Genomic DNA, 13,977 nt, shown 5'->3' on the forward strand with positions numbered 1-13,977 from the left:
CGGCCTTCACGGCGCCGTGCCGACCGGTGCCGACTCCGTACCGACCGGTGCCGACTCCGTGCTGACCAGCGTTACGGAGCCGCTCGACTGCTCGGGGAGGTTGTACCCGGCCGGTGCCCGGTCAGGAGAGACCGGGGCGGCCGGGGTGATCGTCCGGGACACCAGAGTGGCGGTGAGCGCGCTCGCCCCCACCAGGCAGGCGGCGAGCTGACGGCGGGCCCACACGGTGACGGCCGGGACGGTGTGCGGTTTACGGTGTCGGGCCATGGGGTGACTTCCTTGCGGGTCTGGGCGGGTCGGATCGGGTCGGGTCGGCGGTCGGGGACGGCGGGTCGAGCGGGGCGAGTCCGGGGCGAGCCCCGGGGCCCCGGGGGGGCCGAACGAAGGCCCTCAGAAGGTGAACTGCTCGGAGTGGATGCGGTCTGCCGGCACCCCGGCCCGTTCCAGGGCGGCGGTCGCGGCCGTGGACATGCCGGGCGGGCCGCACAGATAGACATCGTGTTGCGCCAGGTCCGGGACGAGGTTGCGCAGGGCTTGGGGTGCCAGCGGGTCGAAGGGGCCGTCGGACGGGCCGAGGAGGTAGTGCAGCGCGGCGCCACGGGCCGCGGCGATCCCCTCCAGCTCCTCCCGCAGCACCAACTGGGCGGCGTTGCCCGCCCGGTAGAGGAGCGTGAGATCCCCGGGCTCACCCGGCAGGGTCTCGAAGAGCGCACGCATCGGCGTGATCCCGACGCCGCCGGCGACCAGCAGCACCTTGCGCCGGGTCCGCCGGTGTGCGGTCATCGCGCCGAACGGGCCGGTGGCCAGCACCCGTACGCCCGGCCGCAGCCGGCGGATGCGGCGGGTGTGGTCGCCGCACGCCTTCACGGTGATCCGGAGGGTGTCGTCGCGCACGGGCGCGGAGAGCGAGAAGGGCAGGGCGGTCCGCCACAACCGCCGGGACAGGAACCGCCAGCGGAAGAACTGCCCCGGCTCGGCCCGCAGTGCGTCCAGCCCCAGGCCCTGCATGACGACCGAGACCACGTCCGGCCCCTCGACCCGCACCTCGGTCACCCGCAGGCCGTGCCGCAGCGCCTGGCGCGCGGGGACGACCAGGCGGTACCAGACCAGCAGAGTGCCGACGGTGGTGTGCAGCAGCGTCCACAGCCAGACGGCGAACGGGCCGCCGGCCAGATCCGGCCCGGCGAGCTGATGGGCGAAGGCGAGGGCGGCGCCCACGTAGGTCAGCAGATGTACGGCGCGCCAGGTCTCATGGCGTACCCGGCGGCGGGCCGTACGGGCCGAGGTGACGCCGACGGCGACGAGCAGCGCGGTGCCGACGGCGGCCGCGGCCAGGCCCGGGTAGCCCATCAGGTCGACGGTGGCGCCGAGGACGTCGGTGCCGGTGTGGGCGGCGTAGCCGCACAGCGCGAAGGCGGTGTGGGCGAGGCACAGGGTCAGGACGTGGCGGCCGCCGAGGGCGTGCCAGCGGGCCAGCCGGTCGGCGCCGACGCCGTGCTCGATGGCCGGGACCCGGGCCATCAGCAGCAGCATCACCAGGATTCCGTAGCCCGCGAGCAGTCCGGTGAGGTGGGCCAGGGTGGCGAACAGCGCATCGAGCCGCACCGAGGGCTCGGCCTGCGCCAGCCACAGGGCCACGATCACCACCGCGCCGAGGCCCAGCACCCGCAGCAATGCCATCGGCGAGAGGCGCAGCGGAGGCACGGGCACCGGTGCCCTGCGCGGCGCGTAGGCCGGCCGGGGCGGCACGTACCGGGGGTTGAGCCGTGAGTACAACGGATGGGTGGCGGGCGGTTCGGCGGGGCCCGGAGGCGGGGCACCAGGACCGGGCGCGCCGCCCGCTGCGTACCCGTCGCTGAGGTCGGCCTGGATCGTCACGGCGTCGAAAATACGGCCGCCCGGACACCGGAAACAGCAGGTCAGGCCCTCTTCGCAGATCCTTAAGGCGGCCTTGAGGATCTGCTGACCGGGGGTTAAGAACCGCAGGTTCCGCAGCGCACCTCCGGGGTGGGCGCACACCCCGTCCCACGGCCTCCGGGAGCGGCGCGAACACTATCCGAACGCCTCCGCCGGAAGCCGCGGACCGTCACCGCCGGCAACGGCCAGGCGCGCGCCGCGGCTCTCCGCGACCCTGAGCACCTCGATGAGCGCCTCGGTCAACTCAACGGCCAGCAGGTGCAGTTCCCCGGGGGTCCACCGCCGCCCCTCCAGCACGCGCCGCGCCTCCGCGATCCGCTCGGCGGCCAGACCGAGTTGCGCCGCCTCGATCTCGTCGGCGAGGCGGGACACGTACCCGCTGCCGTCGCCCAGGACGAAGCACGGCTTGCCCTCCGGACTCGACCACGGCAGCAGCCGCGCCTTGCTGTCGCCCATGTCACCCGTGCCGTCCATGTCATCCATGTCGCCCACTCCGTCGCTCCGTCACTCCGTGGTTGCGGCCACCCCGGATGCATACCGGGTGTAGTCAATTGGTCACCGTGACAACGCAACGGGCAATAGAATCGGGGTGCTTGAAGCGGCCGTGCGCAAGTCTGCGACCTGCCGCGATACCGGCACGCACCCATATGCCGAGAGGTCATGGCGTTGGACGAGACAACCCCGCCCGAGCACTTGAATCCGCTGCAGCGCTTCGGTCGCGACATCAAACAGGTACGGCTGGCCCGCAAGCTCACCCAGAAGCAGCTCGGCAAGGCCACGGGCTACTCCGAGGGCTACGTCAGCAAGGTCGAATCCGGCACACTGCTGCCCCGTCCCAGCGAGAAGTTCACCAAGGGGTGCGATCTCACCTTCGGGACGGGGGAGTTGTTCGCGGGGTTGCTGCGGAGGATCGAGGAAGGGGATCATCCGAGTTGGTTCTTCCCGTACCTGAATCTGGAGCGGAAGGCTGCTCGGATACTGGATTACTCAACTGACCTCGTGATGGGGATCCTTCAGACCGAGGAGTACGCACAGGCCGTTTTCCAGGCGTACTTCTCCCGGGAAGAAGCCGATGTGATCGAGGGCAAGGTCGCGGCACGGCTGCGGAGGCGCGAAGTCTTCGAGGGGGCCTCTCCTCCGCTCCTGTGGGCCATCCCGCATGAGGCGTGCCTACGGACGGTCGTCGGCGGCGCCGGGGTCATGGCCGGACAGCTTGAGTATTTGCTGACGGCCGCCACGTCACCGCAGATCACGCTGCAGGTCATGCCCTTTTCGGCAGGCGCTCCGGCCGCATCCACGAGGCCCTTCACTGTGCTCCGCTTCACGGACGCCCGCACGGTGCTCTACACGGAGACGCGGGTAGGAGGCAGGATGCACGACTCCGCACAAACGGTCGACGCCGCCCTGGATGACTACGATCTGCTGAGGGCACACGCGTTGTCCCCGGATCGATCAGTAGCCCTGATCAAGACTCTGCTGAAGGAGTACCGCGCATGAGCCCCGACTTGGATCTAGCCGCCGCCGAATGGGTCAGGTCGTCCTACAGCGATGCCAGTGGCGGGAACTGCGTCGAGTTCACGCGCGACTTCACCTGGACCAAGTCATCCCACAGCGACGCCAACGGCGGCCAGTGCCTCGAATTCTCCCGTGCCCTCACCGAGCCCCACGGCCTCGTCCCCGTCCGTGACAGCAAGGACCCGGACGGTCCGGCGCTCATATTCGCAGCGGGCGACTGGTCCTCGTTCGTCTCGGCGATCAAGCGCGGGCAGCTCTCCGCCTGAGAGGCGTTCCGGGCCCAGAAAAATAAATTCTGCCCGCGATGTCGAGATCCCGTGGCTGGCTCCGTCCCCGGGGTGAACGCGACCACAATGGGTCGCACCAGCACCGAGGAGAACCATCATGGCCAAGTACCTGCTGCTCAAGCACTACCGCGGCGCCCCGGCAGCGGTGAACGACGTACCCATGGACCAGTGGAAGCCGGAGGAGATCTCGGCCCACATGCAGTACATGCAGGACTTCGCGGACCGGCTGGAGGGGACCGGGGAGTTCGTCGACGGTCAGGCGCTCGCCCCCGAGGGGGCATGGGTCCGGTACGACGGCGAGGGGCGCCCGCCGGTCACCGACGGTCCGTTCGCCGAGACCAAGGACCTCATCGCCGGCTGGATGGTGATCGACGTCGACAGCTACGAGCGCGCCGTCGAGCTGGCCGGGGAGCTGTCGGCGGCCCCCGGGGCGGGCGGGAAGCCGATCCACGAGTGGCTTGAGGTGCGCCCGTTCCTGGGCGCGGCGCCCTGCATCACGGAGTGACCTCATCGATGGACGAAGCCCTGCTCCGGAGCCTCACACCGAGCGTGCTCGCCATCCTCGTCCGCCGCGGAGCCGACTTCGCGGCGGCCGAGGACGCCGTGCAGGAGGCGCTGGTCGAGGCGGTCCGCGTCTGGCCGGCCGAGCAGCCGCGGGACCCGAAGGGCTGGCTGGTCACCGTGGCCTGGCGCAAGTTCCTCGACGGGGCCCGGGCGGACACCGCCCGCCGCCGGCGTGAGGGCCTCGTCGACGAGGAGCCGGCGCCCGGGCCCGCGCCCGCGGTGGACGACACGCTCCAGCTCTACTTCCTGTGCGCCCACCCGTCGCTGACGCCGTCGTCCGCGGTCGCGCTCACGCTGCGCGCCGTCGGCGGGCTGACCACCCGCCAGATCGCCCAGGCCTACCTGGTGCCCGAGGCGACCATGGCGCAGCGCATCAGCCGGGCCAAGCGCACCGTCTCCGGTGTCCGGTTCGACCGGCCCGGCGACGTCGCCACCGTGCTGCGCGTCCTCTACCTGGTCTTCAACGAGGGCTACTCCGGCGACGTCGACCTCGCCGCCGAGGCCATCCGGCTCACCCGGCAGCTCGCGGCCCAGGTCGACCACCCCGAGGTGGCGGGGCTGCTCGCCCTCATGCTGCTCCACCACGCCCGGCGTGCCGCCAGGACCGCGCCGGACGGCAGCCTGGTGCCGCTCGCCGAGCAGGACCGCGGCCGGTGGGAGACCGGGTCGATCGCCGAGGGCGTCGCGATCCTGCAGGCGGCCCTCGCCCGCGACCGGCTGGGCGAGTTCCAGGCCCAGGCCGCCATCGCGGCACTCCACGCCGACGCACCGACCGCCGAGGAGACGGACTGGGTGCAGATCGTCGAGTGGTACGACGAGCTCGCGCGTCTGACCGACAGCCCGGTCGTCCGGCTCAACCGGGCGGTGGCCGTCGGCGAGGCCGATGGACCGCCCGCCGGGCTGGCGGCCCTCGCGGCACTGGACGACGCACTGCCCCGCCACACCGCGGTGGCGGCCTACCTCCACGAGCGCGACGGCGACCTGACGACGGCGGCACGGCTGTACGCCGAGGCGGCCCGGAAGGCACCCGACCTCGCCGAGCGCGACCACCTGACGCGCCAGGCCGCCCGGCTCAACGCCCGCCGGAGCCGCTGACGGTCGCGTTCGGACTCGCCCGCGCGCGGTGCGTGGCACGACCCCGTCGCCATCGCGTCGCCATCCCGTCGCCAGGACGGTCGCCTGATCGCCTCCACGAAGAGCCGGAAAGCCCGTTCAGCCGGAAAACCCGTTCCCCCTCTATTCAACTTTGACTAGAGTCACGGGCATGGCTGAGACAACCATTCCGATCCTGCCGTGCCCGACGATCCAGCCCGTTCTCGACTTCTACACGGCCCTCGGGTTCGAGGTGACCTTCCAGCAGAAGAGCCCCAACCCGTTCGCCGTTGTGCAGCGGGGCGGCATTGAGCTCCAGTTCTTCGGGGTGAAGCAGTACGAGCCGGCCGACTCGTTGAGCACCTGCTATGTCGTGACCGATGACGTCGACGGACTGCACGACGCCTTCCGGGCCGGGCTCAAGGCGGCCTACGGGAAGGTCCCGACCCGTGGGCTTCCCCGGATCGGGCCGCTGAAGGACACGTCGTACGGCATGCGGCAGTTCCTCATGACCGATCCGGGCGGCAACTGCCTCCGCATCGGGCAGCGGACGAGCGAGGACCTGCACCACCGGCCCGCCCCCAAGGAAACCTTCGCGCGCGCCCTGCACCACGCGTCGCTCCAGGCGGACTCGAAGGAGGACCTGCCCGCGGCCGCCAAGATCATCGACCGGGCGCTGAACCTCGATGAGCGGCCCACACCCGTACAGCGCCTCGGCCTCCTCGTGCTGCGTGCGGATGTCGCCGGGCGCCTGGGCGACGCCGCCACCGCGGCGACCGCGCTCGCCGAGGCCGCCGCGATCCCGCTCACCGCCGAGGAGCGGGAGTCGGCCCGCGACAGCCTCACCCGCCTGGAGGAGCTGCGGGACAGCGATGCGCCGCCTGCGCCGGGAGCCGGTTCTTAGCTCCCTCTTGCACCCCGCGCACCCTCATTGCACTCTCTTGCGCCCCGCACGGTCCCGCCGCGGCCGTTCCGCCTGGCGAGCCGCTGTACCCCGGCCAAGAATGGTGGGCGGCGGCGGACGTGCGCCGGCAGCGATCCTGGAGGTGGCGATGCGGCACACCCGTCTCAGTGGGGAGTCGGCCGAGTACGGCGACGCCCGCGAGGAGCTGCGGCAGGCCGAGATCGAGCTGATGCGCCAACGCGAACGGGTCGCCACCATGCGCCGGGGGCTGCCGCCGGGACCCGCCGTCGACGACTACGTCTTCGAGGAAGGGCCCGCGGATCTGGAAGCCGGGGACGAACCGGCGCGATCGGTGCGGCTCAGCGAGTTGTTCAGCGAGCCGGGACGCGACCTGATCGTCTACCACTTCATGTTCGGCAAGGAGCAGAAGCAGGCCTGCCCCATGTGCACGATGTGGATCGACGGCTTCAACGGGGTCGTCGACCACGTCACGCAGAACGTCGACTTCGCCGTCGTCGCCGCGGCCGAGCTGCCGGTGCTGCGCGCCTACGCCCGCGACCGGAAGTGGACGAACCTGCGGCTGCTCAGCGCCGGGGCGAGCACCTTCAAGTACGACCTGGGCAGCGAGGACGCCGACGGCAGCCAGGACTCGACGGTGTCGGTGTTCACCCGCGACGACGCCGGGGCGGTGCGCCACGTCTACTCGGTACATCCCCGGATGGCCGAGGACATCGACCAGCGCGGTATCGATCTGCTCACTCCGGTGTGGCACCTGCTCGACCTCACGCCCGGGGGCCGAGGCGAATGGTTCCCATCGCTCCGCTACTAGTGGGGAGTTGGAGGGATGACAGGGGCCGCAGTGGCCCGGGCGAGGCTTCCAAAAAGTCCGGGCGGCGTGGAAGACGCACTGGTAGCATGAACATCTGTTCGATTGGCGCACGTTGTCAGGACAGCGCGGCGCGAGAGCCCTGAACCGCCATGCGCGGGACCTCCGTATCGCCGATGCGGCGCGTATTCCGGTGAGTGCTCTCGTATCCCGGTGCTCCTCAGCCAACGTTGCCGAGTGCGCGCATGACCGGCGCGCACTCGGTGAGGAAGGCCGCGCCAAGAAGAGGCAACTGGGGGAAGCTCCATGCACGAAAAAAGGGGAAGTTCCATGCGTGACAAGGTTCGTACGAACCACCGGGGCGGAGCGCTGCGTCGTACTGCTGCCGCCGCGTCTTTGACCCTGATCGCGGCGGCTGTGCCTGTGGCCCTCGCGACGCCGGCCTCGGCGTCGGCGGGAGATTGCACGAGTTACCTGCGCGATAAGGGCTACACGGTCGGCGCGGGAGTGCGGAAGGCATGCGCTGTCGGGTCCTCCCCCGGGGGCCCGGTGGGCGACAGCGCATGTCGGTCGGAGCTCTGGGACCTCGGAGTCAAGGATCCCCACGCAAGCACGGCCTGCGACCTGGCGTAAGAAGCGCTGATCGGCTTCACCGCTGACGTGACGCCGGCGCGCTCCGGCCTCGGCCAGGAGGGCGGCGAAGAGCAGGCTCCCGGGACCAAGTCCCGGGAGCCTGCTGCGTATACCGCCTCCGCTGCCCGGCGCGGGGCTCCTCATCTCCTGCCACGGACCCGCCGCATGAGGCGCTTCTTAGAACCCTCTTAAAACCCGGGACTATCCAGTCCCTATGACATCCGATGCTTCCCACTCCCCCCACCGCACCGGCCGTAGCCGGACCACCGCCACCCGCGTCCTCGCCGCCTCTCTTGCCCTCACCGCGACCACGTTCGGGGTGGCCGGATGTGACAGTGCCGCCGCGGGCACGCTGGAGGGCAGCCGGCTCGAACTTCCCGTCCGCGGCGGTACGGCCGTTGTCGACACCGCCTCGCTGGCGGTGAACGCGCGCACCGCGGGCGGGCGGGAGCTGGTGCTGTCCGGTCCGGCGGGCGGCGGCGGGCTCGGGAAGCCGGGGCCGGTGACGCGGACGGGCGACGGGGCGAGCTGGAGCTACCCCGCCAAGGGGCTGACGGTCACGGCGAGTTCGGAGCGCGGGCGGCTGCGGATCAAGCTGCGGGCGGACCGCGACGGGTCGGTCAGCTGGCCGGTGACCGGTACCGACCGGGCCGCGTCCGCCCTGCAACTGCCGCGCGGCGAGGGCCTGGATGTGCCGGTGCGGGACGCGTTCTGGAACGCGAGCGTGGAGAAGGGCGGGCTGGCGGGCAGCACCGTCGACATGGGCGAGGGCCTGGCGCTCCCGTTGTGGGGCTACTCCATGGGCCGCGGTACGGGCGGCTCCGGCGGGGCCGGGGTCAGCTATCTCACCCCCACCGACATCGGCACCTCGCTGCGCTTCGCCTCCACCGGAGGCAGGCTGCGGGCCACCGCCGCGCACGCCTTCGACGCCGGTGAGGGCACCCGTGACTACGAGGTCTCCTTCGCCCTGACCGACGGCAACCCGGTGGCCCCCGCCGCCGACTACCGCTCCTACCTCTCCCAGCGCGGACAGCTCGGCGGTCTGCGCAAGAAGATCCGGCAGAATCCGGCCAACGGCAAGCTGCTCGGCGCGTTCCACGCCTATGTGTGGGGCGACACCCGGACCGCCTCCGGGATCGGGAAGCTGAAGCAGCTGGGCGTGGACCGGATGTGGCTCGGTTATGACGCCGGCCCGGGCCCGATGAACGCCGCGGCGGTGCGGGCCGCCAAGAAGGCGGGCTATCTCGTCGGCCCGTACGACACCTTCGCCAACGGGCAGGACCCCAAGACCGCCGACAGCCCCACCTCGGCCTGGCCGGACCGGGTCTACCCCGACTTCTGTATACGGAAGGCGGACGGCACCCCGGAGACCGGGTTCGGGAACCGCGGCTGCTATCTCAGCTCCCGCGCCTTCGAGAAGGCCGAACCGCGCAAGCACTACCTCGCCGACCGCACCCGCTCGATGGTCGCCAACGGCGCGGACAGCTACTTCCTCGATGTGGACGCGACCGGTGAGGTGTTCCGCGACCACGGCAAGGGCCATGAGATGACCAAGGCCGGTGACCGTGAGATGCGGCTCGCGCGGATGCGGCGGCTGTCCAAGAACCTCGTCCTCGGCTCGGAGTCCGCCCAGCCCTGGGCCAACCAGGTGCTGGCCTACGACCACGGCTCGGGCACCCCGACCGCCGACGGCCTGTGGAAGCTGGAGCGCGACAAGAAGACCTGGGGCGGCTACTTCCCGGAGAAGGCCCCGGGCGCCTTCTTCAAGCCGGTGAAGCTGCCCGCCGAGGTGGCCACGGCCATGTACGACCCCAAGTACCGCATCCCCCTCTACGAGACCGCACTGCACGGCTCGCTGGTCAACGCCGAGCGCTGGGAGCTGTCGTACGAGAAGCTGCCGGCGCACAAGACCACCCGGGCGCTGCTGGCGATGCTCTACAACACCCCGCTCAACTATGTCCTCGACGGCCCGACGCTGGAGAAGAAGGGATCCGAGCTCGCCGCGCTGCAGAAGTACTTCTCGCCGCTGCACCGCGCGGCCGGTACCGAGCAGCTGACCTCGTTCCGGTGGCTGACCGGTGACCGCAGCGTGCAGCGCACGGTCTTCGGCGACGGCGCGCTGACCGTCACCGCCAACTTCGGCAGCCGGGCCCACGACGGTCTGGCGGGCGGCTGTGTCGACGCCAAGCTGCGCACCGACAAGCAGCCGCGGCGGCTGTGCCCGGCGCAGCTGAACGGCTGACCGGCGGCCAGTCGGTCCCCTAGGGGCAAGGGGCGGGCCCGAGCGGCCCGCCCCCGCACGGCTTCCCCGCCCCCGCACGGCTTCGCCGTTCCCGCAGGGCTTCCCCGCCCTCACACGGCGCCCCGCCCGCCACTGAGGGCAGCGTTCCGCCCGGGAAACAGAGCAGATGCGGGCGGGTAACAGCCGCACCGCAGGCTGAGGAACATGACCTCGATGCCGCCGCACCCGGAAGCCACGCCAGCCGCCGCGCCTGGCACCACCCCCACCCTTGTCCTCATCGGCCACGGCATGGTCGGCCAGCGCTTCCTGGAGGAGCTGGCCGACCGCGGCGTCACCGAGCGGAACCGGGTGGTCGTGCTGTGCGAGGAGCCCCGCCCGGCCTACGACCGCGTCCAGCTGACGTCGTACTTCGCCGGCCGCAGCCCGGAAGACCTGAGCCTGGTCGATCCGGACTTCATGGCCCGCCACGGCATCGAACTGCACCTCGGCGACCCCGCCACCGCCGTCGACCGCACGGCCCGCACGGTCACCGCCCGCTCCGGCCTGACCGTCCGCTACGACACCCTGGTGCTGGCCACCGGCTCCTACCCGTTCGTCCCGCCGGTGCCCGGCAAGGACAGTGCGGGCTGTTTCGTCTACCGCACCATCGAGGACCTGCTCGCCATCGAGGAGTACGCCAAGAACGCCCGCACCGGTGTGGTGGTCGGCGGCGGGCTGCTCGGTCTGGAGGCGGCCGGGGCGCTGAACGGGCTGGGGCTGCGCACCCACATCGTGGAGTTCGCGCCACGGCTGATGGCGCTCCAGGTCGACGAGGGCGGCGGCCGCGCACTGCGCCGTACCGTCGAGGAGATGGGCCTGGAGGTGCACACCGGCGTCGGCGGAAAGGAGATCGTCGCGGACGCGGCCGGTGCGGTGACCGCCATGGGCCTGTCGGACGACTCCCGTATCGAGACCGATCTGGTCGTCTTCTCGGCCGGTGTCCGGCCCCGTGACCAGCTCGCCCGGGACTGCGGGCTGCCGGTCGGCGAACGCGGCGGCATCGTCGTCGACGAGCAGTGCCGCACCACCGACCCCGCCGTGTACGCGATCGGCGAGTGCGCCCTGGCCTCCGACGGCCGGGTCTACGGACTGGTCGCGCCGGGCTACGACATGGCCCGCACGGCCGCCGGCACCATCGCCGAGGCACTCGGCGCCGGCACCGGAGCGGCCGACGGCTTCACCGGCGCGGACCTGTCCACCAAGCTCAAGCTGCTCGGGGTGGACGTCGCGTCCTTCGGTGACGCACACGGCGCCACCGACGGCTGTCTGGACGTGGTCTACTCCGACGCCCGCAGCGGTGTCTACAAGAAGCTGGTGATCGGCGCCGCGGGCGAGCTGCTGGGCGGGGTGCTGGTCGGCGACGCCGAGGCCTACGGCATGCTGCGGCCGCTGACCGGCAGCGTGCCGCCGGTGCCGCCCGAGCAGCTGGTGCTGCCCGCCGGAGCCGAGGGCGGGGCCGCCGCGCTCGGCCCGTCCGCGCTGCCGGACAGTGCGGTGCTGTGCAACTGCCACAACGTGACCAAGGGGACGGTCCGGGCGGCGGTCACCGAGCACTCCTGCGGCACCCTCCCCGAGATCAAGAAGTGCACCAAGGCCGGTACCGGCTGCGGCAGTTGCGTCAAGTCGCTGACCGCCGTGATGAACGACGAGCTGGCCGCGAACGGCGCCACCATCGACACCGGGCTGTGCGGCTGCTTCCCGCACACCCGCGCCGAGCTCTACGAGATCGTCCGCACCCTGCGGCTGACGACCTTCGCCGAGCTGCTGGACTCGCACGGCCGCCCGGAGGCCAGGAACGGCGACGGCTGCGAGATCTGCAAGCCCACCGTCGGCTCGATCATCGCCTCCCTCGCGCCCTCCGTCGGCGCCGACGGCTATGTCCTCGACGGCGAACAGGCCGCCCTCCAGGACACCAACGACCACTTCCTCGCCAACCTGCAGCGCAACGGCTCGTACTCGATCGTGCCGCGCATCCCCGGCGGGGAGATCACTCCGGACAAACTGATCGTGATCGGCGAGGTGGCCCGCGACTTCGGCCTCTACACCAAGATCACCGGTGGCCAGCGGATCGACCTCTTCGGCGCCCGGGTCGACCAGCTCCCCCAGGTGTGGGCCCGGCTGGTGGACGCCGGCTTCGAGTCGGGGCACGCGTACGGCAAGGCGCTGCGCACCGTGAAGTCGTGTGTGGGGCAGACCTGGTGCCGCTACGGCGTGCAGGACTCGGTCCGTATGGCCATCGAACTGGAGCTGCGCTACCGGGGGCTGCGCTCCCCGCACAAGCTCAAGTCCGCGGTCTCCGGCTGCGCCCGGGAGTGCGCGGAGGCCCGCGGCAAGGACTTCGGTGTCATCGCCACCTCCAACGGCTGGAACCTGTACGTGGGCGGCAACGGCGGCGCCGATCCGCGCCACGCCGATCTGCTCGCCCAGGACCTGAGCGACGCCGAACTGATCCGGCTGATCGACCGGTTCCTGATGTTCTACATCCGCACCGCGGACCGGCTGGAGCGCACCTCCGCCTGGCTGGAGCGGATCGAGGGCGGCCTCGACCACGTCCGGGACGTCGTCGTCCATGACTCCCTGGGGCTGTGCGACGAGCTGGAGGCCCTGATGGCCGCCCATGTCACCCACTACCGCGACGAATGGGCCGAGACCCTCGCCGACCCCGAGCGACTGGCCCGCTTCGTCTCCTTCGTCAACGCGCCCGACGCGCCCGACCCGTCCGTCCGCTTCGTGCCGGAGCGCGACCAGGTCAAGCCGGACCTGACGCTGCTGGCCGGCCCGACCCTGCCCGTACGCACCCTGGAAGGGACCTCCGTCTGATGACCACCGCCACCGCCACGCTCACCCGTACCGAGGAAGACATCGAGGCCGCCACTACGGCCGCCACGGTCGAGATCCGCTGCCCCCAGGGCTGGGTCGCGGTCTGCACGCTGGACGACCTCATCCCGGGGCGCGGGGTCGCCGCGCTCCTCCCGGACGGCACCCAGGCCGCGCTCTTCATCGACCGCGCCGGGCAGGCCTATGCGATCGCCAACCGCGACCCGTTCACCGGCGCCCAGGTCCTCTCCCGCGGCCTGACCGGCTCGACCGACGGCCGCCCGTTCGTGGCATCGCCCCTGCTCAAGCAGCGTTTCGACCTGGCGTCGGGGAGCTGCCTGGACGATCCGTCGGTCTCGGTCGCGGCGTATCGCGTGAGGAGTGTGGAGCACGTGGCGGCTGGTGACCGGTAGTGGAGAGCCGGTAGTCGATGGCCGGTGACGAAGAAGGACACGCAACCGCTTGGTTGCACCTCCTTTGGCTTACGTGCAACCATTGGGTAGCACGTAAGGCATCAGCCGATCCGAGAACGGCAGGAGGTGCACGCCATGAGCACCGACGGCAACCAGAGCACTGACAGCGACGCGGGCGGCGACAGCAAGGACCGCATCGAGCGGGAGATCAGCATCGCCGCGCCCGTGGAGCGGGTCTGGGCCGTGCTCACCGAACCGGAGCATGTCGGCTCGTGGTTCGGGCAGGGCCGGCCGACGCCGGTCGACCTGCGGCCGGGCGGCATCATGCAGCTCGACCACGGCGAGTACGGGCAGTTCCCGACCACCATCGTGACCGTGGACCCGCCGCGTTACTTCTCGTACCGCTGGGCCAGCGCCTTCCCGGGCGAGGTGGCGACCGAGGGCAACTCCACCCTCGTCGAGTTCACCCTCACCCCGGAGGGCGACGGCACCCGGCTGCGCGTCGTGGAGACCGGATTCGCCGCGCTCACCATCCCCGAGGACCGGCGGAAGACCGCCGGGTACGAGAGCCACTCCGAGGGCTGGTCCGGCCAGGTGGAGAACATCCGGCGGTACACGGAGCAGCTCGCGGCATGACGAGGGATGCGGGGCCGGGAGCGGAACGGCCGGGAGCGGAACGGCCAGGAGCGGAGCGGCCGGGCGCAGGGGCGGGAGCTGGGGCGGGCAAG

General features: G+C 71.4%; 13 protein-coding genes. 10 read left to right on the plus strand and 3 right to left on the minus strand.

The window, feature by feature from the left end; genetic code table 11:
• Window positions 1-6 precede the first annotated feature (6 nt).
• From NUT86_RS13850 to NUT86_RS13860, 3 genes are all read right to left on the minus strand, one after another.
• Window positions 7-267: a hypothetical protein gene (locus tag NUT86_RS13850; RefSeq protein WP_274735461.1), complete on the minus strand. Its 261-nt coding sequence runs from the start codon at window positions 265-267 to the stop codon at window positions 7-9.
• A gap of 123 nt (window positions 268-390) precedes the next feature.
• Window positions 391-1,665, minus strand: a complete 1,275-nt coding sequence (locus NUT86_RS13855) for a ferredoxin reductase family protein (RefSeq protein ID WP_159489437.1) — start codon at window positions 1,663-1,665, stop codon at window positions 391-393.
• 387 nt (window positions 1,666-2,052) lie between these two features.
• Complete coding sequence (locus NUT86_RS13860) at window positions 2,053-2,400, minus strand: hypothetical protein (RefSeq protein ID WP_274735463.1); 348 nt, start codon at window positions 2,398-2,400, stop codon at window positions 2,053-2,055.
• Between the two features lie 177 nt (window positions 2,401-2,577).
• On the opposite strand from NUT86_RS13860, the gene NUT86_RS13865 reads away from it, so the two are divergent.
• From NUT86_RS13865 to NUT86_RS13910, 10 genes are all read left to right on the plus strand, one after another.
• Window positions 2,578-3,414 carry a helix-turn-helix domain-containing protein gene (locus tag NUT86_RS13865; RefSeq protein ID WP_274735465.1) on the plus strand — a complete coding sequence of 279 codons (837 nt, stop codon included), beginning with the start codon at window positions 2,578-2,580 and terminating at the stop codon, window positions 3,412-3,414.
• On the plus strand, window positions 3,411-3,698 hold the full coding sequence (locus NUT86_RS13870) for a DUF397 domain-containing protein (RefSeq protein ID WP_274735467.1): 288 nt from the start codon (window positions 3,411-3,413) through the stop codon (window positions 3,696-3,698). Before NUT86_RS13865 ends, NUT86_RS13870 begins: the two co-directional genes overlap by 4 nt.
• Before the next feature lie 118 nt (window positions 3,699-3,816).
• Window positions 3,817-4,224 (plus strand): YciI family protein, encoded by a 408-nt coding sequence (locus NUT86_RS13875; protein WP_018088122.1) that lies wholly within the window; start codon window positions 3,817-3,819, stop codon window positions 4,222-4,224.
• An 8-nt stretch (window positions 4,225-4,232) separates the two neighbouring features.
• Entirely contained in the window at window positions 4,233-5,378 is a 1,146-nt protein-coding gene (locus NUT86_RS13880) for an RNA polymerase sigma factor (protein ID WP_159488326.1), read from the plus strand.
• Between the two features lie 169 nt (window positions 5,379-5,547).
• Window positions 5,548-6,279, plus strand: coding sequence for a bleomycin resistance protein (locus NUT86_RS13885; RefSeq protein WP_274735471.1), 732 nt, complete (start codon window positions 5,548-5,550; stop codon window positions 6,277-6,279).
• A 148-nt stretch (window positions 6,280-6,427) separates the two neighbouring features.
• Entirely contained in the window at window positions 6,428-7,108 is a 681-nt protein-coding gene (locus tag NUT86_RS13890) for a DUF899 family protein (RefSeq protein ID WP_159488324.1), read from the plus strand.
• A gap of 844 nt (window positions 7,109-7,952) precedes the next feature.
• Window positions 7,953-9,980 (plus strand): glycoside hydrolase, encoded by a 2,028-nt coding sequence (locus NUT86_RS13895; RefSeq protein WP_274735474.1) that lies wholly within the window; start codon window positions 7,953-7,955, stop codon window positions 9,978-9,980.
• 204 nt (window positions 9,981-10,184) lie between these two features.
• Entirely contained in the window at window positions 10,185-12,839 is a 2,655-nt protein-coding gene (gene nirB, locus NUT86_RS13900) for a nitrite reductase large subunit NirB (RefSeq protein WP_274735475.1), read from the plus strand.
• Window positions 12,839-13,249: a nitrite reductase small subunit NirD gene (gene nirD, locus NUT86_RS13905; protein WP_274735476.1), complete on the plus strand. Its 411-nt coding sequence runs from the start codon at window positions 12,839-12,841 to the stop codon at window positions 13,247-13,249. Before nirB ends, nirD begins: the two co-directional genes overlap by 1 nt.
• Before the next feature lie 135 nt (window positions 13,250-13,384).
• Window positions 13,385-13,885, plus strand: coding sequence for an SRPBCC family protein (locus NUT86_RS13910; RefSeq protein WP_274735477.1), 501 nt, complete (start codon window positions 13,385-13,387; stop codon window positions 13,883-13,885).
• Window positions 13,886-13,977: the final 92 nt, after the last annotated feature.

The sequence above is a fragment of the Streptomyces sp. G7(2002) genome (assembly GCF_028870195.1).
Taxonomy (GTDB): domain Bacteria; phylum Actinomycetota; class Actinomycetes; order Streptomycetales; family Streptomycetaceae; genus Streptomyces; species Streptomyces nigrescens.